Genomic DNA, 19,228 nt, shown 5'->3' on the forward strand with positions numbered 1-19,228 from the left:
ACCATTTATAAACAGTGTGCAGGGTTAATCCCCTGCAAACTGGTAAGATCGAAACCGCCCCGGATTTCCTGGGCGGTTTTGTTTTTTTGTGCCTCTCAAACATGTTCCCATTCCCCACCGCGTTGCCGACATTGTCCATGCCGGCTGCCGCCACGATCAACCACCTGCTGGCGCAGGAGCCCTGGGCCCGCGCCGAGCTGAAGCAATATGCGGGCAAGGTGGCCCGCATCGACGCGTCGCCCGTCGAGCTGCGCCTGCGCGTGGCCGCCGATGGCATGGTCGAGGCCGCTGCTGCCGGGCAGGCCGCGGCGGTGACGATCCGGCTGAAGCTGTCCGACCTGCCGCTGATCGCGCAGAACCGCGAGCGTGCGTTTTCCTATGTGCAGATCGAGGGCGACGCCGAATTCGCGAACGCGATCTCGCGGCTGTCGCAGGCACTGCGCTGGGAAGCCGAGCACGACCTGGAAAAACTGGTGGGCCCGGTAGCCGCCGTGCGCATGGTCACGGGGGCGAAATCGGCACTCGAAGCGTTCAGGAACGGTCACCGCAAGGCAACGGAAAACGTGGCCGAATATATCCTGGAAGAAAATCCGGTCCTGGTGCGCCCCGTGACGGCCCAGGCATTCGCCGGCGACGTGACGCGGCTGCGCGACGATGTCGAGCGCTTCGCCAAGCGGCTGGAAAGGCTGGAACAGAAATTCAGCAATAAGATCAACAAGCAAGGCACCCACCCTCGATGATTCTGAAATTCCTTCGCCTGTTCAAAATCCTGCGTGTCATCGTCAAGTACGGCCTCGACGAAATCGCCATTTCCGGCTTCGACAAGCCCGGCATCAACCGCTTCTTCGATACGGCGTTCTTCTGGCGCGACATCTCCACGGCGCGCGCGATCCGCCTGCGCCTGGCGCTGGAAGAGCTGGGCCCCATCTTCGTCAAGCTGGGGCAGGTGCTGTCCACCCGCAGCGACCTGATCCCGCCGGACATCGTTGCCGAACTGTCGAAACTGCAGGACCGCGTGCCGCCGTTCGACTCCGAGCTGGCGGTGGCCCAGATCGAGCGCTCGCTGGGTGCCCATCCCGACCAGCTGTTTGCCCGCTTCGAGTGGGTGCCGGTGGCTTCCGCATCGATCGCCCAGGTGCACTTCGCCGCGTTGCCCGATGGCACGCCGGTTGCCGTCAAGGTCCTGCGCCCCGGCATGAAGAAACTGATCGATGAGGACGTGGCCCTGATGAACCTGGCCGCCGACATGATCAACCGGCTGTGGAAGGATGCCCACCGCCTGAAGATGAAGGAAGTGGTCGCCGAATTCGACAAGTACCTGCACGACGAGCTCGACCTGATGCGCGAGGCGGCCAACGCGGCGCAACTGCGCCGCAACTTCGCCGAGTCGAACCTGCTGATGGTGCCGGAAATGTACTGGGACTACTGCTCCAGCGACGTGATCACGATGGAACGGATGACCGGCATTCCCGTCTCGCAGATCGACCGGCTGGTGGAGGCGGGCGTCGACCTGAAAAAGCTGGGCAGCGATGGCGTGGAGATTTTCTTCACGCAGGTCTTCCGCGACGGCTTCTTCCATGCGGACATGCACCCGGGCAATATCCTCGTGTCGATCGACCCGCCCACGTTCGGCCGCTACATCGCACTGGACTTCGGCATCGTCGGCACGCTGAACGACTACGACAAGGATTACCTGTCGCAGAACTTCCTGGCGTTCTTCCGCCGCGACTACAAGCGGGTGGCCGAGGCGCACATCGAATCGGGCTGGGCGCCGAAGAACACCCGTGTCGACGAGCTGGAGGCGGCGGTGCGGGCCTGCTGCGAACCGATCTTCGACCGGCCGCTGAAGGACATCTCGTTTGGCCAGATTTTGCTACGCTTGTTCCAGACGTCGCGCCGTTTCAATGTCGAAGTCCAGCCCCAGCTGGTGCTGCTGCAAAAGACGCTGCTCAACATCGAAGGCATGGGCCGCGTGCTCGACCCGGAGCTGGACCTGTGGAAGACGGCCAAGCCGCACCTGGAGCGGTGGGTATCCGAGCAGGTGGGCTGGCGCGGCCTGGTGGACAAGCTGAAGGCGGAAGCGCCCCGTTACTCGCACATCCTGCCGCAACTGCCACGGCTGACGCACCAGGCGCTGACGGCGCTGGGCGAGCGCGACGACAGCACTAACGAACTGCTGCGGCAGCTCGCGGAGGAACAGCGCCGTACCAACCGGTTACTGAGCTTTTTCGTTTATTTCGTCGGCGCCTTCGTGGTGGGGGCCATCGGCTTCCAGGCCTGGCTGCGCTGGCATGGAGTACTGTAAATGCCCGAATTCGATACGCGCGATCCTCTCGAACCGCATTTCTGGGATGAACGCTTTGCCCAGCAATTCATGCCCTGGGACCTGGGCGGTATTCCCGAGCAGTTGCGCGGCCTGGTAGCTTCGCGCGATGCTGCCGCCGATGCGGCGGTCGTGCCGCCGGTGGCGCTGATCCCCGGCGCCGGCTCCGCCTACGAGCTGGACCTGATGTGCGAGGCGGGCTGGGAAGCGCTGGCCATCGATTTTTCGCCGAACGCGGTGGCGCGGGCGAAAAAAGTCGTCAGGCGCTGGCCCGAGCGGATCGTGCAGGCCGATTTCTTCACCTGGCAGCCGGACCGGAAGCTGGACGTCATCTACGAACGCGCTTTCCTTTGCGCACTGCCGCCCGAACACCAGCCGCGCGTCGTGCAGCGCTGGGCCGAACTGCTGCCGCACGACGGCCTGCTGGCCGGCTACTTCTTCTTCGGCGACACGCCGTCAGGCCCGCCCTTCGGCATCGCCCGCGCCGAGCTCGAAACACTGCTGGCACCCCACTTCACACTCATCGAGGACGAGCCCGTCCCCGACTCGCTGCCCGTCTTCGAGGGCAAGGAGCGGTGGATGGAGTGGCGGCGGCGCTAGCCGTTCCCATGCTTGAGCTCGTATTGCCGGGCCATGGCCCGGCAACACGAGCTCGACCATGAAGATCCGTTACCAGAGCGCAGCGATTTTCGGCAATATTTCCAGAAAATCGGAGCCTGTCACCGGTTTTCCCTGCCAGCAAGTGAGGCTGAGTCCGCAAAAACACTTATAATTCAGGGTTTTTGATGTTTTTTGCGGAGTAACAGATGCCTATCTATGCCTACCGCTGCGAGGAATGTGGCTTTGCCAAGGACGTGCTGCAAAAGATCTCCGATCCGCAGCTCACGGAATGCCCATCCTGCGGTAAATCCACTTTCAAGAAGCAGTTGACCGCGGCCGGCTTTCAATTGAAAGGCACCGGCTGGTATGTGACCGATTTCCGTGGCGGCAATGCGCCTGCCACCGGCGTGGCCGGTGCTGCGAAAGCCGACGGGGCGAAGAGCGAATCCTCGCCCGCCGCGCCGGCCGCGCCCGCGGCGCCGACGGTACCCGCGGCGACCGGCTCCGGCGACAAGAAATAAGGCGCCGATGAACCTGATACGCAAGTGTTTCCTGACGGGCCTGCTGGTCCTGGTGCCGCTGGCCATTACGGTCTGGGTGTTGAACATCATCATCGGCACATTGGACCAGTCGCTGCTGTTCGTCCCGGAACGCTGGCAGCCGCGCACGCTGGTCGGCTTCGACATTCCCGGCTTCGGCGCGATCCTCACCATTCTCATCGTGTTCGTCGTCGGCCTGCTGGCCAACAACCTGATCGGGAATTACGTGCTGAAGCTGTGGGAAAAGCTGTTGCACCGCATTCCCGTGGTCAGCTCGCTGTACGGCAGCGTGAAACAGGTGTCGGATACGCTGTTTTCGTCGTCCGGCAATGCCTTCCGCAAGGCCGTGCTGATTCCTTACCCGCACGCGAACTCGTACACGATCGGGTTCCTGACGGGCGCTCCCGGTGGCGACGTGAAAAACCACCTGGTGGGAGACTATGTCTCCGTCTACGTGCCGACGACGCCGAACCCGACCTCCGGCTTCTTCCTGATGATGGCGCGCGAAAACGTGGTGGAGCTCGACATGTCCGTCGACGCCGCCCTGAAATACATCGTATCGATGGGCGTGGTTGCGCCCGAATGACGCGCCCGAATGAACCCATTGCTGTCCAGCTCAACTACAGCTCAAATTAACCTGAACGAGAAATAACCATGTCAATGCGTACTCATTACTGCGGGCTCACCACCGAAGCCCTGCTGGGCCAAACCGTCAGCCTGTGCGGCTGGGTGCACCGTCGCCGCGATCACGGCGGCGTGATCTTCATCGACCTGCGCGACCGCGAAGGCCTGGTCCAGATCGTCTGCAATCCGGAACAGGCGGAAGTGTTCAAGACGGCCGAATCCGTGCGTAACGAGTACTGCCTGCGCGTGACCGGCGTGGTGAAGGACCGCCTGGCCGGTACCGTCAACAACAACCTGAAGTCCGGCAAGATCGAAGTGGTCTGCTCGCAGCTGGAAGTGCTGAACCCGTCCGTGGCCGTGCCGTTCCAGCTGGACGACGACAACCTGTCGGAAACCACCCGCCTGACGCACCGCGTGCTGGACCTGCGCCGCCCGCAAATGCAGAACAACCTGCGCCTGCGCTACAAGGTGACGATGGAAGTGCGCAAGTACCTGGACGAACTGGGCTTCATCGACATCGAAACGCCGACGCTGACCAAGTCCACGCCCGAAGGCGCGCGCGACTACCTGGTGCCGTCGCGTGTCAACGCCGGCCAGTTCTTCGCGCTGCCGCAGTCGCCGCAGCTGTTCAAGCAGCTGCTGATGGTGGCCAACTTCGACCGCTACTACCAGATCACCAAGTGCTTCCGCGACGAAGACCTGCGCGCCGACCGCCAGCCGGAATTCACGCAGATCGACTGCGAAACCTCGTTCCTGAACGAGCAGGAAATCCGCGACCTGTTCGAAGACATGATCCGCAAGGTGTTCAAGAACACGCTGTCGATCGACCTGCCGAACCCGTTCCCGGTGATGGACTTCTCGGAAGCGATGGGCAAGTACGGTTCGGACAAGCCGGACATGCGCGTGAAGCTCGAGTTCACCGAACTGACCGAAGTGATGAAGTCGGTGGACTTCAAGGTGTTCTCCGCCGCCGCCAACCTGCCGAACGGCCGCGTGGTCGGCATGCGCGTGCCGAAGGGCGCCGAGATGCCGCGTTCGGAAATCGACGCGTACACCCAGTTCGTCGCCATCTACGGCGCCAAGGGCCTTGCCTACATCAAGGTCAACGAGAAGGCCAAGGGCCGTGACGGCCTGCAGTCGCCGATCGTCAAGAACATCAACGACGAAGCCCTGGCCAAGATCCTCGAACTGACGGGCGCCGAGGACGGCGACCTGATCTTCTTCGGCGCCGACAAGGCGAAGGTCGTCAACGACGCGATCGGCGCGCTGCGCGTGAAGATCGGCCACAGCGAATTCGGCAAGAAGAACGGCCTGTTCGACGACGTGTGGGCACCGCTGTGGGTGATCGACTTCCCGATGTTCGAATACGACGAGGAAGACGACCGCTGGACCGCCACGCACCACCCGTTCACGGCGCCGAAGGATGGCCACGAAGACATGCTGGAAACCGATCCGGGTGCCTGCATCGCCAAGGCCTACGACATGGTGCTGAATGGCTGGGAACTGGGCGGCGGTTCGATCCGTATCCACAAGGAAGACGTGCAGTCGAAAGTGTTCCGCGCGCTGAAGATCGGTGCCGAGGAAGCACGCCTGAAGTTCGGCTTCCTGCTGGACGCGCTGCAGTACGGCGCGCCGCCGCACGGCGGCCTGGCGTTCGGCCTGGACCGTATCGTCACGCTGATGACGAAGTCCGATTCGATCCGCGACGTGATCGCGTTCCCGAAAACCCAGCGTGCCCAGGATCTGCTGACGCACGCGCCGTCGGAAGTGGACGAGAAGCAGCTGAAAGAGCTGCACATCCGCCTGCGCGCGGCCGAGCCGAAAGTGGCTGGCTAAGAACGGAAAAGGGCGCCGCGGCGCCCTTTTTTATACCCTGCGGCTGTAGACTCGCAGGGGGCGCGGCCCCCTGTGTTCAGCCGCCATTTGCAACATCGAGCCAAGCGCAAGATCAATGCAAAAACCACCGAAAATCCCCATTTCAGTCCTGGTCGTCATCCACACCGCCGACCTGGAAGTGCTGCTGATCGAACGCGCCGGGCATCCCGGCTTCTGGCAGTCGGTCACCGGCTCGCTGGACGCGGCCGACGAGCCGCTGCCCGCCACCGCCACGCGCGAACTGTTCGAGGAAACCGGCATCGTTGCCGATGGCGAGCGCATCGTGCTGCGCGACTGGCGCCTGTCGAACGTGTACGAGATCTACCCGGTCTGGCGCCACCGCTACGCGCCGGGCGTCACGCACAACACCGAACACGTCTTCAGCGTGGAAGTCCCGCGCGACATCCCGATCATGCTGTCGCCGCGCGAGCACACCGCGCACGTGTGGCTGCCGCATCTCGCCGCGGCCGACAAGTGCTTTTCCGCGTCGAACGCGGAAGCGATCCTGCAGCTACCGCGGATGCTGCGCTGACCGCGCGCCTTGGCGCACGGTCCCTCAGCGCACGGTCCCTCAGCGCACGGTCCCTCAGCGCACGGTCCCTCAGCGCACGGTCCCTCAGCGCACGGCCGGCCGGCGCGAGCGGCGCAGCTGCGCGATCAGCAGCGCGACACCGGCCGCGCCCAGCAGTGGCAGGCTGACCGGCTCGGGCTCGCTTTGCCCTTCGGCGGCAGGACGGAACGCGATGTCGCCACCGATGAGTTCGCCGAAATAGGTGCCTGTCTGGTTGAACAGCGAAACCGAGCCTGGAGCCTGTGCGGCTGGAACCTGGTCGGTGCCGGCCATGCCGATCGGCGCATCCGTTTCAAACAGCAGGCGACTGCCACCCTGCTGGGGCGTGGCATGGTTGTGCCCGGCGTCGCGGGCTGTCGTGGTGCTGGTCGTGACCGGACCCGCATCCTGCAGGAGTGCAAAAGCCGGGGCAGGTACCGCCGCCAGCATGGTCAGTGCACAAAGCGTGGTGCAGAAAGTGCTGATCGCCATAAAGCCTCCCGTTCGCGTCAGTCGTTATTGGAAACTTCGAGTTCCTCTGTCAGGTCAACTATATGCGATAACCGGGCCATTGGCAGCAACAGATTGTGCGACCGGCGCACAATTGCCGCGGCTGGCAGGCAACGACTTCCTGGTCCGGAGTAAAGTAGTGAAATTCCTGCGCCGGCACCCCAGCGAAGCCGCATGCAGGATTTGCGCCATGCGGTCGGCCGCCGGTGCGCAATCGTATCTCCGCCGCACGATTGGCCGGGATGAAAGAGCACGGTTGGCGCTAGAATGGCTTTCATGAAGATCAAAGTCGCCACCTACAACATCCACAAGGGCGTTTCCTACCGCAGCAAGCCGCGGGTACTGGCGCTCAAGCAGGCCATCGCGGCATTCGATGCGGAGCTGATCTTCCTGCAGGAAGTTCAGGGGCAGCACGACCGGATCGCGGCCCGCTTCGGCGAAGAGCGCCATGGGCCCAAGCACTGGCCCGAGAGCAGCCAGCACGAGTTCTTCGCGGGCGAGTCGCACCAGTCCGTCTATGGCCTGAACGCGCAATACGATCATGGCCACCACGGCAACGCGCTGCTGTCGAAGTACCCGATCGCCAAGTGGACCAATACCGATGTTTCCGACCATGCCTACGAAGCGCGTGGCATCCTGCACTCGATCGTCGAAACGCCGGAAGGCGTCGTGCACTGCTATGTGATCCACCTGGGCCTGTTCGAGCGCAGCCGCGTGCGGCAGGTGGAAGCGCTGATCGAAGCGGTCAGACTGTCGGCACCGAACGACGAGCCGGTGATCATCGCCGGCGACTTCAATGACTGGCGCAACACGCTGAGCGCCAAACTGCGCAAGGCACTGGGAGTGGTCGAGGTCTTCGACGAAATCGGCGCCAGCTCCAGCCTGGGCGACCTGGTCCGTACCCTGGCCCGGCGGCAGGCGGCCGTCCGTCCGGCCCGCACCTTCCCATCCGCCTTGCCCTTCTTCCGCCTGGATCGTATCTACGTTCGCGGCTTCAAGGTAGAATCAGCGCAGGTCCTGCACGGCCCGATCTGGGCCAAGTTATCGGACCATGCGCCGCTGGTGGCTACCCTGAAACTGTTATAGCGTCATGCGTCCCGTCGATTTCATTGCCGACAACGAAGTCAAACTCCTGCACTGCGGTACCGAATTCTTCCCTGGCCTGACGGAAGCGATCGATGCCGCGCAGTACGACGTCTATTTCGAGACGTACATCTTCGCGGACGATGAAACCGGGCAGGCCGTACAGGCCGCGCTGATGCGGGCGGCGCAGAGGGGCGTGACGGTGCGCATGATCACCGACTGGTTCGGCACCGGTGCAGGGCGCGTCAAGCGGCTGCATGCGCAAGTGCTTGCCGCGGGCGTTGAACACCGTATCTTCAACCCCTGGTTCAGGCGTGGCGTTTCGCGTACGCACCGCAAGATCTGCGTCGTCGACCGCTGTGTCGCCTTCGTGGGCGGCATCAACGTCAACGACGACATGTTCTGCGACTACAACCACGCCATCGGCCTGTCCGCGCCGCGCTGGGATTTCGCCGTGGCGGTCAAGGGGCCGCTGGTGGCGAATATCCACAAGGAAGCCGTGGCGCAATGGCGACGCCTGGGCAGGATGCCGCTGACCGAGCGTATCGGCTTGTACAAGGAAACGCGCCGCGCCAACAAGGCCGCCGCGGAAGCCAGCACAACGGTGCAGGCCGGCTTCGTCGTGCGCGACAACCTGCGTAACCGCCACACCATCCAGAGGGCCTACCTGAAGGCCATGGGTGCCGCGCGCAAGAGCGTGCTGCTGGCGAACCCCTATTTCGCACCGGGGCGCAAGTTCCGGCACGCGCTGTCGCAAACGGCGCAGCGCGGTGTCGAGGTGATCCTGCTGATCGGCGTGGGCGAGCACTGGCTGCAGGATGCGGTGGCGCACTCGTTTTATCCCAAGCTGCTTGCCTCCGGGGTGCGGGTGGTGGAATATCGCAAGACCCAGCTCCATGCGAAGGTGGCCGTCATCGACGACGAGTGGGCCACCGTCGGCTCTTCCAACGTGGACGGGTTGAGCCTTTTTTTGAACCAGGAAGCGAACGTCGTGATCAAGGACGCCGCCTTCGCGAAGGATTTGCGCGGGCATATCGAGGCGGCCCTGGCCGAAGGCGTGGAAATCCACGCGCACGAATTCGAACACATCGGCCGCTTCCGCCGCATCGGCTACGGGATCGCCTACGTGGTGTACCGGACGCTGATGCGCATTTTTGCAGTGGGAAAATACGCTTGATGGATAACGTAAGGATCGACAAATGGCTGTGGGCGGCGCGCTTCTTCAAGACGCGCAACCTGGCGATCGACGCGATCGACAACGGCAAGGTAAAGATCAATGGCGACCGCGTGAAACCGGCGCGGCTCGTCAAGCTGGGCGAGAAGCTCCACATCGACAACGGCTCGGATGAATGGGACGTGCTGGTGGTGGGCATCTCGGACAAACGGCAGGGCGCCCCGATCGCCCGCACGCTGTACGAGGAAAGCGAGGAATCGATTGCCCGGCGCGCCAAGGAAGCCGAGCGGCGCAAGCTGTTCCACGAACCGGCCGCCGACTTGAAGGGCCGACCCACGAAACGCGACCGGCGCATCCGCGACCAGATCGACCACGGCGAATGACTTCGTGCCATCAGATAGCCGGGTGTCAGACACTATTTTCGGGATGATTCTTCCCGAAAATAGTGTCTGACACCGGTGTACTGCCAGCCGTTTCCCCCAGCGTAAAATCCGCTGTCAACCCCCGCGCGCAAGGCCGGGTACAAAATAGAACGCCACCTCTAACGATCCCGTTTGACATTTATCCAGCCCTGGATAATAGTACGAGCGTTCGTAATTTTTTTCACACGAAGCATACCTGCCGAGGGAAAATCGAAGTTCCTTTCTCTCCTGAAGCCGGACGCCAAAGTGAGCAACTTAGCCATCAATACCTCGACAAAATTCATGCGCAAGGGCGAAATGACCCGCGCCGCCATCCTCGACGTGGCGTTGGACCTGGCCAGCCGTGACGGGCTGGAAGGGCTGACGATCGGCCTGCTGGCGGACCGGATGAACATGAGTAAATCTGGCGTATTCGCCCACTTTGGCTCGCGTGAAGATCTACAGCTGGAAGTGTTGAAGCTTTACCACCGCCGTTTCGAACAAGAAGTGTTCTACCCCAGCATCAAGGAAGCGCGCGGCTTGCCGCGCCTTCGGATGATGTTCGCGCAGTGGGTCAAGCGCGTGTCCGTCGAAATCGCGTCCGGCTGCATCTACATCAGCGGCGCCGTCGAGTACGACGACCGCCCCGGCCCGATCCGCGAAGCGCTGGTGACGATGGTCGGCGCATGGCAGGGAGCGCTGCTGCGCGCCACGCAGCAGTCGATCGAATGCGGGCACCTGAAGGCGGATACCGATGCGCAGCAACTGGTGTACGAGATGTATGGCCTGATCCTGGCCGTGCACCACGATGCCCGTTTCCTGCGCATCCCCGGCGCCGTCGAACGTGCCACGGTGGGCTTCAACCGCCTGATCGAAAACTATCAGTCCTGATTTCACAGTCATAGATTCAGCAGTCATAGATTCAACAGCCATAACACCTGCCGCATCCACAAGATGCGGCATCAATCACACTTAGCCTACAGTCGCAGGAGATAAACATGGGTCAATACGTCGCGCCAATCCGGGATATGCAATTCGTTCTGCATGAGTTCCTGAAGGTGGAAGAGCAGCTCAAGGAACTGCCGGCCCACGCCGAGACCGATGCCGACATCATCAACGCCGTGCTGGAAGAAGGCGCGAAGTTCACGTCCGAAGTGCTGTTCCCGCTGAACCACTCCGGCGACCGCGAAGGCTGCCACCACGACGCGCAGGCGAAGACCGTCACCACGCCGAAGGGCTACAAGGAAGCGTACAAGCAGTACGTGGAAGGCGGCTGGGCGGCGCTGGCCTGCGATCCTGAATACGGCGGCCAGGGCCTGCCGGTGGTGCTGAACAATTCGTTCTACGAGATGCTGAACTCGTCGAACCAGGCATGGACGATGTACCCGGGCCTGTCGCACGGGGCCTACGAGTGCCTGAAGGAACACGGCACGGACGAGCAGAAGAAGACCTACCTGCCGAAGCTGGTTTCCGGCGAATGGACCGGCACCATGTGCCTGACCGAACCGCACTGCGGCACCGACCTGGGCCTGCTGCGCACCAAGGCGCTGCCGAACGACGACGGCTCCTGGACCATCACCGGCAACAAGATCTTCATCTCGGCCGGCGAGCATGACATGTCCGAAAACATCCTGCACCTGGTGCTGGCCCGCGTGCCGGACGCACCGGAAGGCTCGAAAGGCATCTCGCTGTTCCTGGTACCGAAGTTCCTGCCGGACGCCAATGGCGGCATCGGCGAACGCAACCCGATCTTCTGCGGCGCCATCGAAGAAAAGATGGGCATCCACGGCAACTCCACCTGCCAGATGAACCTGGACGGCGCGAAAGGCTGGATCATCGGCCAGCCGAACAAGGGCCTGAACGCGATGTTCGTGTTCATGAACGCGGCCCGCCTGGGCGTGGGCATGCAGTCGCTGGGCCTGACCGAAGTGGCCTACCAGAACGCGCTGGTGTACGCCAAGGACCGCCTGCAGATGCGCTCGCTGTCCGGCGTGAAGGCCGCCGACAAGCCGGCCGACCCGATCATCGTGCACCCGGACGTGCGCCGCATGCTGCTGACGGCGAAAGCGTTCGCCGAAGGCGCCCGCGCGCTGACCAGCTATGTCGCGCTGCAGATCGACCGCGAACTGAACCACCCCGACGAAGACGTGCGCAAGGAAGCCGCCGACGAAGTGGCGCTGCTGACCCCGATCGTGAAAGCCTTCATCACCGACAACGGCTGGATCGCCACGTCGGAGGCGATGCAGGTGTTCGGCGGCCACGGCTACATCGCCGAGTGGGGCATGGAGCAGTACGTGCGCGATGCGCGCATCAACATGATCTACGAAGGCACCAACACCATCCAGTCGCTGGACCTGCTGGGCCGCAAGATCCTGATGGACAACGGTTCGAAACTGCGCAAGTTCGGCGAGAAGATCCGCGCTTTCGTCGAAGAGAACGGCACCGACGAAGCGATGTCCGAGTTCGTTACCCCGCTGGGCGACCTGGGCGAAAAAGTCACGAAGCTGACGATGGAAATCGGCATGAAGGCCTTCCAGAACCAGGACGAAGTGGGCGCCGCCGCCGTGCCCTACCTGCGCGTTGCCGGCCACCTGGTGTTCTCGTACTTCTTCGCGCAGATGGCCAAGATCGCGCTGGAAAAACAAGACTCGGACGACAAGTTCTACAAGGCCAAGCTGGCTACCGCGCGCTTCTACTTCGGCCGCCTGTACCCGGAAACCGCGATGCTGATCCGCCAGGCGCGTTCGGGCGCATCGAACCTGATGGCGCTGGACGCCGACCTGTTCTAACAGACCAAGGACAACAACAATGACCAATTTCACTGTCAAAAAAGTCGCCGTGCTCGGCGCCGGCGTGATGGGCGCGCAGATCGCCGCCCACTGCGTGAACGCCAAGGTGCAGGTCGTGCTGTTCGACCTGCCGGCAAAGGAAGGGCCGAAGAACGGTATCGTGCTGCGCGCCATCGAGAACCTGAAGAAGCTGTCGCCGGCCCCGCTGGGCGACAAGGAAGACGCGTCGCTGATCCAGGTCGCCAACTACGAGGACAACCTGGACCAGCTGGCCGATTGCGACCTGATCATCGAAGCGATCGCCGAGCGCCTGGACTGGAAGCATGACCTGTACAAGAAAGTGGCCCCGCACATCGGCGCCAACGCGATCTTCGCCTCGAACACGTCCGGCCTGCCGATCGAGCAGCTGGCGCAAGGCTTCGACGCGGAACTGAAGGCGCGCTTCTGCGGCGTGCACTTCTTCAACCCGCCGCGCTACATGCACCTGGTGGAACTGATCCCGACCGAAGCGACCCGCCCGGAAATCCTGGACCAGCTGGAAACCTTCCTGACCTCCGCGCTGGGCAAGGGCGTGGTACGTGCGAAAGACACGCCGAACTTCATCGCCAACCGCGTCGGCATCTTCGGCATGCTGGCCACGATCCACCAGGCCGAGAAGTTCGGCCTGTCGGTCGACGTCGTCGACGACCTGACCGGCGCCAAGCTGGGCCGCGCCAAGTCCGGCACCTTCCGCACGGCGGACGTGGTCGGCCTGGACACGATGGGCCACGTGATCAAGACCATGCAGGACAACCTGAAGGACGATCCGTTCGCCAGCGTATACAAGACGCCTGACATCCTGGCGAAGCTGATCGAGAAGGGCGCGCTGGGCCAGAAGTCCGGCGGCGGCTTCTACAAGAAGGTCGGCAAGGACATCCAGCGCCTCGACTTCGCCACCGGCGAATACGTGGCGGGTGGCGGCAAGGCCGCCGACATCATCGGCCGCATCCTGAAGGAAAAGGACCCGGTCAAGAAATTCAAGGCGCTGCGCGAGTCGACCAACCCGCAAGGCCAGTTCCTGTGGGCGATCTTCCGCGACGCGTTCCACTACATCGCCTACCACCTGGACACTATCGCCGACAACGCGCGCGACGTGGACTTCGCCATGCGCTGGGGCTTCGGCTGGAAAGTGGGCCCGTTCGAAACGTGGCAGGCCGCCGGCTGGAAGCAGATCGCCGAGTGGGTGAAGCAGGATATCGAAGAAGGCAAGGCGCTGACGGACGCACCGCTGCCGGCCTGGGTCTTCGAAGTGGCCGACAAGGGCGTGCATACCCCTGAAGGTTCGTACTCCGCCAAGTCGAACAGCTACGTGCCGCGCTCGAACCTGGCTGTCTATGAACGCCAGGCATTCCGCGCGCCGGTACTGGGCTCGGGCGACACCGATCCGTCGAAAGCCGGCACCACCGTGTTCGAGGACGACGACGTGCGCCTGTGGCACTCCGGCGACGACGTGCTGGTGATCTCGCTGAAGACCAAGATGCACGTGATCGGCCAGGGCGTCATCGACGGCCTGAAGCGCGGCCTTGCCGAAGCCGAGAAGAACTTCAAGGGCCTGGTGATCTGGGGTGCCGACGCGGCCGAAGGCGGCGCGTTCTCCGCCGGCGCCGACCTGCAATCGGCCCTGCCGGCCTTCATGGCCGGCGGCGCCAAGGCGCTGGACCCGCTGATCAAGGACCTGCAGAACACCTTCATGGCGATGAAGTATTCGAACGTGCCCGTGGTTGCCGCGGTTGCCGGCCTCGCGCTGGGCGGCGGCTGCGAGCTGGCGCTGCATGCATCGCGCCGCGTGGCATCGATCGAGTCCTACATCGGCCTGGTGGAAGTGGGCGTGGGCCTGATCCCGGCCGGTGGCGGCCTGAAGGAAGCGGCCGCACGCGCCGCCAAGGAAGCCAAGGGCAACGACATCCTGCAATTCCTGAAGACGGGCTTCATGAACGCGGCCACCGCGAACGTGTCCAAGTCCGCCCTGGAAGCGAAGGCGATGGGTTACCTGAAGGAAGACGACATCATCGTCTTCAACCCGTACGAGCTGCTGCACGTGGCGAAAGTCACCGCGCGCTCGATGTTCGATTCCGGCTACCGCGCACCGCTGCAGCGCCCGATCACGGTGACCGGCCGCTACGGCTGGGCCACGATCCGCGGCCAGCTGGTCAACATGCGCGACGGCGGCTTCATCTCCGCGCACGACTACAAGCTGGGCGACATGATCGCCGAGATCGTGTCCGGCGGCGACATCGACCAGGGCAGCGTGGTGTCCGAGCAGTGGCTGCTGGACATGGAACGCAAGGCCTTCCTCGAACTGCTGAACAACCCGAAATCGCAGGAACGGATCATGGGCATGCTGCAGACCGGCAAACCGGTCCGTAACTAATCGCGGCCGACATCAAGGAAAAAACATGAGCAAACAACTGCAAGACGCATACATCGTCGCCGCGACCCGCACCCCGATCGGCAAGGCCCCGCGCGGCGTGTTCAACAAGACCCGCCCGGACGACCTGCTGGTGCACGCGATCCGCGGCGCCATGGCCGCCGTGCCGAACCTGGACCCGGCGCTGATCATCGACGCCATCATCGGCTGCTCGTTCCCGGAAGCGGAGCAGGGCTTCAACGTGGCGCGTAACGCCGTGGTGCTGGCCGGCCTGCCGAACACCGTGGGCGGCGTCACCGTCAACCGCTACTGCGCCTCGGGCATCACCGCGCTGGCGATGGCGGCGGACCGCATCCGCGTCGGCGAAGCCGATGTGATGATCGCCGGCGGCGTCGAATCGATGTCGATGGTGCCGATGATGGGCCACCACCCCTCCATCAACATGGAGACGTTCAAGGACGAGAACGTGGGCCTGGCCTACGGCATGGGCCTGACCGCCGAGAACGTGGCCAAGCAGTGGAAAGTATCCCGCGAAGACCAGGATGCGTTCGGCCTGGAATCGCACCGCCGCGCCATCGCCGCCCAGCAGGCCGGCTACTTCAAGGACGAGATCACGCCGGTGGAAGCCATCACCCGCACGCCGGACCTGCGTACCGGCGAGATCAAGGTATCGAAGCGCCTGGTCGAGAACGACGAAGGCCCGCGCGCCGATGCATCGGCCGAAGGCATGGCCAAGCTGAAGCCGGTCTTCGCCGCCAAGGGCACCGTGACGGCGGCCACGTCGTCGCAGATGTCCGACGGTGCCGGCGCGCTGATCGTCGTCTCCGAAAAGATCCTGCGCGAGCACAACCTGACGCCGCTGGCCAAGTTCTCGTCGTTCGCCGTGCGCGGCGTACCGCCGGAAATCATGGGCATCGGTCCGAAGGTGGCGATTCCCGCGGCGCTGGCCGCCGCCGGCATCACGCAGGACCAGCTGGACTGGATCGAGCTGAACGAAGCCTTCGCCGCGCAGGCGTTGGCCGTGATCCGCGACCTGAACCTCGATACGAGCAAGGTCAATCCGATGGGCGGCGCGATCGCGCTGGGCCATCCGCTCGGCGCAACCGGTGCCATCCGCGCCGCGACCGTCGTGCACGCCCTGCGGCGCAACAACCTGAAGTACGGCATGGTCACGATGTGCGTGGGTGCCGGCATGGGTGCCGCGGGCATCATCGAACGCGTGTAATCCACGCAGGTTAGAAGAAAAAAGGGGCGCCGCGGACACAATCCCGGCGCCCTTCATCATTCAAGACAAGGAAGAGACATGGCTATTGAAGTCAGCAAGGCAAACGGCATCCTCACGCTGGAATTCAACCGCATCGAACGCAAGAACGCGATCACCTCCGCGATGTACCAGACGCTGGCCGACGCGATCGATGCCGCCCAGGACGATACCGAAGTGCGCGCCATCCTCATCGCCGGCAAGACGGAAGCCTTCACGGCCGGCAACGACCTGGAAGACTTCATGAAGACCACCCGCGCCAACGATGGCGTGGCCTTCGGCGACCGTCCGGTATTCCAGTTCATGCGCGCGCTGTCCGGCTCCGCCAAGCCGGTGGTGGCCGCCGTCAGCGGCCTGGCCATCGGCATCGGCACCACGCTGCTGATGCACTGCGACCTGGTCTACGCGGCGGACGGTACGAAATTCTCCGTGCCGTTCACGCAGCTGGGCCTGTGCCCGGAATTCGGCTCGTCGCTGCTGATGCCGCTGGCCGGGGGCCACGCGCGCGCCGCCGAAAAGCTGATGCTGGGCGAGCCGTTCACGGCGCAGGAAGCCTACGACATGGGCATCGTATCGAAGGTGCTGCCCGCCGCCGAGGTGCTCGACCACGCCCGCGCCCAGGCCGCCAAACTGGTGGCGCTGCCCGCCGCGTCGATCCGCACCACCAAGCGGCTGATGACCGCCTCGCGCAAGGCGCAGCTGGAAGCGATCATCGCCGAGGAGAGCAAGCTGTTCTTCGAGATGCTGCAGGGCGCGGAGGCGAAGGAAGCGTTTACGGCGTTCTTCGAGAAGCGGAAGCCGGACTTCACGAAGTTCGCGTGAGTGCCCGGCATCGGGGGGCGCGCATGAAGCCGGGTACATGAGGGCATGCGCAGGAAAGATCCTCGCTAGATCTCGACGATGAAGCTGGCCTGGAACGACTCGTTTTCAGGCTCGCCCATCCTGGTCATGTAGCCATGCGGGTTGCAGATGACCCGGCATTCGCCGATCCGGTAGTCGAACGATTCGTGCATATGCCCGTGCACCCAAAGGTCGGCGCTTGCAACGAGGCTGTCGAGATTGGATGCATAGGCCGACGAGGTCAGGTCACCCGCATATTGCTCCGGGACTGATTTCATCGATGGCGCCATATGCGTTACCACGACGGTCGGGCCATCGTGAGGTTCAGCAAGCCTGCTCGCCAGCCAACCCTTGTGCTGTTCATGAAACAGCGCGGTATCGGCAGCGCGCAAGCGTTTGTAGCCCTTGCCGGCAAGCCGGATGCGGCGATAATCGTTCATCGCGGTTTCGGCGCGCGTCATGGCGAAAAAGCGGCGGTCGTCACCGAACAGCTTGAAATCCGTCCACAAGGCCGCGCCAAGAAAACGCACGTTGCCGATCCTGTACTCACCACAGTCGAGGAATTTCACATTGTCCGTCGCCGCACTCGCGGCTTGGATCTTCTGCTGCTCGCTATCGAGGTTGTGGCCATAGCCCTCGTGGTTGCCATGCACGTAGAGGACGGGAATGCCTGCAAATTCCCGTGCCGCCCACTGCACGGCGCGCACGCCGCTCGTATCGATATCGCCGGCCAGAATGACAGCATCGGGATTGCTGGCCGACGTGTCGAAAGCAATCTGCCGGGTCCAGAACTCGCGGTGCAGGTCGGAAAGGATGAGGAGCCGCATGGTGGCAAGGAGCAGGTGGCGGGAACACTACCTTAACAGGCTTGGCCGGCCCGCCCCCAAAGGCGCGCATCGCGCGTGCGCCTCGTCCGTCTCAGCCATATATAATCGCCCACACCGGGCATTGGTTTCCGCCCAGCTACCTGACGACGAAACCCCGTGCCCATCGCCCCCGATCAGTTCGACTACGAAGCCGCCTTGCGCGGCTGCGCGCGCGGCGACCGCCAGTCGCTGCGCAGCCTGTACGACCAGGAAGCACCGCGCCTGCTGGGCGTGGCGCTGCGCATCGTGCGCGAGCGCCAGGCGGCCGAGGATGTGTTGCACGATGCGTTCGTCAGCATCTGGACCAAGGCGGGCACGTTCGACGCCGCGCGCGGCGCGGGCCGCGGCTGGATCTACAGCATCGTGCGGTACCAGGCGCTGGACGCGGTGCGCGATGGGGCGCGCGAAGTGCTGGTCGGCGACGAGGAAGCGCTGGACACCATCGATGCCGGCAGCACGGCGCACATCGCCGATGCCTTCGAGCTGCGCCAGGATCTGGGCCGGCTCGAGCACTGCCTCACGCAGCTCGACGCGGCCAAGCGCAACAGCATCCTGTATGCCTACGTGGACGGCTGCTCGCACAGCGAAATCGCCGAGCGGCTGAAATCGCCGCTGGGCACCGTCAAGGCCTGGATCAAGCGCGGCCTGACGGCGCTGCGGGAGTGCATGGTATGAGCCCGATCCGCGATCCCCACGAAGTCGCCGGCGAATACGTGCTCGGCACCTTGTCGGCCGAACGGCGCCGTGAAGTCGAGCAGGCGTTGCCGAACGATGCCGCGTTGCGCAGCGCCGTGCAGTACTGGGAGCAAAGGCTGCTGCCCCTGGCGGGTCTCGCCGAACCGGTCGAACCCTCCGCCGCGCTATGGACGCGCATCGAGCGCAGCATAGCGCCGGCGCCGGCGCCGGCGCGTTCACCGCTGCCGAAGGCCAGCTGGTGGGACAAACTGACGCTGTGGCGCGGCCTGGCCGCCGGCGGCTTCGCGGCCGCGGCGATCATGGCGGTCGTGGTGGGTGTCCGCATGCAGGCACCGGAAGCGCCGGGCTACATGGTGGTGCTGGCGACGCCGCAGAATGCGGCGCCGGGCTGGGTGATCCGCGCTACCGGGCCGAATTCCATCCGTCTCGAACCGCTGGTGAAGACCGCGGTCCCGGCGCAGCGCGCGCTGCAACTGTGGACCAAGGCCGACGGCTGGAACGGCCCGGTATCGCTGGGCCTCGTCACGCCGGGCAAGGCGGTCGACGTGCGGCTGGACAAACTGCCGCCGCTGCAGCCGAACCAGCTGTTCGAGATCACGCTGGAACCGGAGAAGGGCTCGCCGATCGGTCGCCCGACGGGACCGATCCTGTACATCGGCCGCGCCGTCAAGGTGATGTAGCGCGGCCCCG

The 19,228-nt window shown here is 63.9% G+C and carries 19 protein-coding genes; 17 read left to right on the forward strand and 2 right to left on the reverse strand.

Annotated features, from left to right (window positions below):
- The first annotated feature begins 101 nt into the window (after positions 1–101).
- The 7 genes from FHS02_RS18460 (at position 102) to nudB (ending at position 6,493) form a co-directional block, all read left to right on the forward strand.
- Complete coding sequence (locus FHS02_RS18460) at positions 102–740, forward strand: ubiquinone biosynthesis accessory factor UbiJ (RefSeq protein WP_229422318.1); 639 nt, start codon at positions 102–104, stop codon at positions 738–740.
- Positions 737–2,305 carry a ubiquinone biosynthesis regulatory protein kinase UbiB gene (gene ubiB / locus FHS02_RS18465; protein ID WP_137315813.1) on the forward strand — a complete coding sequence of 523 codons (1,569 nt, stop codon included), beginning with the start codon at positions 737–739 and terminating at the stop codon, positions 2,303–2,305. The genes FHS02_RS18460 and ubiB overlap by 4 nt, the downstream gene beginning before the upstream one ends.
- Entirely contained in the window at positions 2,306–2,923 is a 618-nt protein-coding gene (locus FHS02_RS18470; RefSeq protein ID WP_137315814.1) for a methyltransferase, read from the forward strand. It abuts the gene before it with no gap.
- Positions 2,924–3,129: 206 nt separating this feature from the next.
- Positions 3,130–3,444 carry an FmdB family zinc ribbon protein gene (locus FHS02_RS18475; RefSeq protein ID WP_137315815.1) on the forward strand — a complete coding sequence of 105 codons (315 nt, stop codon included), beginning with the start codon at positions 3,130–3,132 and terminating at the stop codon, positions 3,442–3,444.
- Positions 3,445–3,460: 16 nt separating this feature from the next.
- A complete protein-coding gene (locus FHS02_RS18480) occupies positions 3,461–4,048 on the forward strand; it encodes a DUF502 domain-containing protein (protein WP_137317629.1) in 588 nt (195 codons plus the stop codon).
- 68 nt (positions 4,049–4,116) lie between these two features.
- On the forward strand, positions 4,117–5,922 hold the full coding sequence (gene aspS / locus FHS02_RS18485) for an aspartate--tRNA ligase (RefSeq protein WP_175424897.1): 1,806 nt from the start codon (positions 4,117–4,119) through the stop codon (positions 5,920–5,922).
- Positions 5,923–6,037: 115 nt separating this feature from the next.
- Complete coding sequence (nudB, locus tag FHS02_RS18490) at positions 6,038–6,493, forward strand: dihydroneopterin triphosphate diphosphatase (protein WP_137315816.1); 456 nt, start codon at positions 6,038–6,040, stop codon at positions 6,491–6,493.
- An 84-nt stretch (positions 6,494–6,577) separates the two neighbouring features.
- Here the strand turns inward: nudB and FHS02_RS18495 are convergent, their stop codons facing one another.
- Positions 6,578–7,003 carry a hypothetical protein gene (locus tag FHS02_RS18495; RefSeq protein WP_137315817.1) on the reverse strand — a complete coding sequence of 142 codons (426 nt, stop codon included), beginning with the start codon at positions 7,001–7,003 and terminating at the stop codon, positions 6,578–6,580.
- 294 nt (positions 7,004–7,297) lie between these two features.
- Between FHS02_RS18495 and FHS02_RS18500 the strand changes: the two genes are divergently transcribed.
- From FHS02_RS18500 to FHS02_RS18535, 8 genes are all read left to right on the forward strand, one after another.
- A complete protein-coding gene (locus FHS02_RS18500) occupies positions 7,298–8,107 on the forward strand; it encodes an endonuclease/exonuclease/phosphatase family protein (RefSeq protein ID WP_137315818.1) in 810 nt (269 codons plus the stop codon).
- Positions 8,108–8,111: 4 nt separating this feature from the next.
- Positions 8,112–9,281 (forward strand): cardiolipin synthase ClsB, encoded by a 1,170-nt coding sequence (gene clsB, locus FHS02_RS18505; protein WP_137315819.1) that lies wholly within the window; start codon positions 8,112–8,114, stop codon positions 9,279–9,281.
- The gene (locus tag FHS02_RS18510) at positions 9,281–9,661 is read left to right on the forward strand and encodes an RNA-binding S4 domain-containing protein (RefSeq protein WP_137315820.1); all 381 of its coding nucleotides are present in this window, start codon (positions 9,281–9,283) and stop codon (positions 9,659–9,661) included. The genes clsB and FHS02_RS18510 overlap by 1 nt, the downstream gene beginning before the upstream one ends.
- A 321-nt stretch (positions 9,662–9,982) precedes the next feature.
- Positions 9,983–10,570 carry a TetR/AcrR family transcriptional regulator gene (locus FHS02_RS18515; protein WP_137317631.1) on the forward strand — a complete coding sequence of 196 codons (588 nt, stop codon included), beginning with the start codon at positions 9,983–9,985 and terminating at the stop codon, positions 10,568–10,570.
- Positions 10,571–10,677: 107 nt separating this feature from the next.
- On the forward strand, positions 10,678–12,468 hold the full coding sequence (locus tag FHS02_RS18520; RefSeq protein ID WP_137315821.1) for an acyl-CoA dehydrogenase C-terminal domain-containing protein: 1,791 nt from the start codon (positions 10,678–10,680) through the stop codon (positions 12,466–12,468).
- A 19-nt stretch (positions 12,469–12,487) separates the two neighbouring features.
- Positions 12,488–14,878 (forward strand): 3-hydroxyacyl-CoA dehydrogenase/enoyl-CoA hydratase family protein, encoded by a 2,391-nt coding sequence (locus FHS02_RS18525; protein ID WP_137315822.1) that lies wholly within the window; start codon positions 12,488–12,490, stop codon positions 14,876–14,878.
- A gap of 25 nt (positions 14,879–14,903) precedes the next feature.
- Positions 14,904–16,100 carry an acetyl-CoA C-acyltransferase gene (locus FHS02_RS18530; protein WP_137315823.1) on the forward strand — a complete coding sequence of 399 codons (1,197 nt, stop codon included), beginning with the start codon at positions 14,904–14,906 and terminating at the stop codon, positions 16,098–16,100.
- Between the two features lie 78 nt (positions 16,101–16,178).
- On the forward strand, positions 16,179–16,958 hold the full coding sequence (locus FHS02_RS18535; RefSeq protein ID WP_137315824.1) for an enoyl-CoA hydratase: 780 nt from the start codon (positions 16,179–16,181) through the stop codon (positions 16,956–16,958).
- A 65-nt stretch (positions 16,959–17,023) separates the two neighbouring features.
- Here the strand turns inward: FHS02_RS18535 and FHS02_RS18540 are convergent, their stop codons facing one another.
- Positions 17,024–17,803, reverse strand: a complete 780-nt coding sequence (locus tag FHS02_RS18540) for a metallophosphoesterase (protein ID WP_137315825.1) — start codon at positions 17,801–17,803, stop codon at positions 17,024–17,026.
- A gap of 156 nt (positions 17,804–17,959) precedes the next feature.
- On the opposite strand from FHS02_RS18540, the gene FHS02_RS18545 reads away from it, so the two are divergent.
- Both FHS02_RS18545 and FHS02_RS18550 read left to right on the forward strand, forming a co-directional pair.
- Entirely contained in the window at positions 17,960–18,517 is a 558-nt protein-coding gene (locus FHS02_RS18545) for a sigma-70 family RNA polymerase sigma factor (protein WP_137315826.1), read from the forward strand.
- Entirely contained in the window at positions 18,514–19,218 is a 705-nt protein-coding gene (locus tag FHS02_RS18550) for an anti-sigma factor (protein ID WP_137315827.1), read from the forward strand. Before FHS02_RS18545 ends, FHS02_RS18550 begins: the two co-directional genes overlap by 4 nt.
- The last annotated feature ends 10 nt before the right edge of the window (positions 19,219–19,228 follow it).

Source organism: Pseudoduganella umbonata (assembly GCF_014192225.1).
In the GTDB taxonomy this organism is placed as follows: Bacteria; Pseudomonadota; Gammaproteobacteria; order Burkholderiales; family Burkholderiaceae_D; genus Rugamonas; species Rugamonas umbonata.

What these genes read in the sequence shown, in the direction of transcription:
- FHS02_RS18460 (WP_229422318.1), top strand. Translation starts at nt 102, where the DNA reads ATGTTCCCATTCCCCACCGCGTTGCCGACATTGTCCATGCCGGCTGCC.
- ubiB (WP_137315813.1), top strand. Translation starts at nt 737, where the DNA reads ATGATTCTGAAATTCCTTCGCCTGTTCAAAATCCTGCGTGTCATCGTC.
- FHS02_RS18470 (WP_137315814.1), top strand. Translation starts at nt 2,306, where the DNA reads ATGCCCGAATTCGATACGCGCGATCCTCTCGAACCGCATTTCTGGGAT.
- FHS02_RS18475 (WP_137315815.1), top strand. Translation starts at nt 3,130, where the DNA reads ATGCCTATCTATGCCTACCGCTGCGAGGAATGTGGCTTTGCCAAGGAC.
- aspS (WP_175424897.1), top strand. Translation starts at nt 4,117, where the DNA reads ATGTCAATGCGTACTCATTACTGCGGGCTCACCACCGAAGCCCTGCTG.
- nudB (WP_137315816.1), top strand. Translation starts at nt 6,038, where the DNA reads ATGCAAAAACCACCGAAAATCCCCATTTCAGTCCTGGTCGTCATCCAC.
- FHS02_RS18495 (WP_137315817.1), bottom strand. Translation starts at nt 7,003, where the DNA reads ATGGCGATCAGCACTTTCTGCACCACGCTTTGTGCACTGACCATGCTG.
- FHS02_RS18500 (WP_137315818.1), top strand. Translation starts at nt 7,298, where the DNA reads ATGAAGATCAAAGTCGCCACCTACAACATCCACAAGGGCGTTTCCTAC.
- clsB (WP_137315819.1), top strand. Translation starts at nt 8,112, where the DNA reads ATGCGTCCCGTCGATTTCATTGCCGACAACGAAGTCAAACTCCTGCAC.
- FHS02_RS18510 (WP_137315820.1), top strand. Translation starts at nt 9,281, where the DNA reads ATGGATAACGTAAGGATCGACAAATGGCTGTGGGCGGCGCGCTTCTTC.
- FHS02_RS18515 (WP_137317631.1), top strand. Translation starts at nt 9,983, where the DNA reads ATGCGCAAGGGCGAAATGACCCGCGCCGCCATCCTCGACGTGGCGTTG.
- FHS02_RS18520 (WP_137315821.1), top strand. Translation starts at nt 10,678, where the DNA reads ATGGGTCAATACGTCGCGCCAATCCGGGATATGCAATTCGTTCTGCAT.
- FHS02_RS18525 (WP_137315822.1), top strand. Translation starts at nt 12,488, where the DNA reads ATGACCAATTTCACTGTCAAAAAAGTCGCCGTGCTCGGCGCCGGCGTG.
- FHS02_RS18530 (WP_137315823.1), top strand. Translation starts at nt 14,904, where the DNA reads ATGAGCAAACAACTGCAAGACGCATACATCGTCGCCGCGACCCGCACC.
- FHS02_RS18535 (WP_137315824.1), top strand. Translation starts at nt 16,179, where the DNA reads ATGGCTATTGAAGTCAGCAAGGCAAACGGCATCCTCACGCTGGAATTC.
- FHS02_RS18540 (WP_137315825.1), bottom strand. Translation starts at nt 17,803, where the DNA reads ATGCGGCTCCTCATCCTTTCCGACCTGCACCGCGAGTTCTGGACCCGG.
- FHS02_RS18550 (WP_137315827.1), top strand. Translation starts at nt 18,514, where the DNA reads ATGAGCCCGATCCGCGATCCCCACGAAGTCGCCGGCGAATACGTGCTC.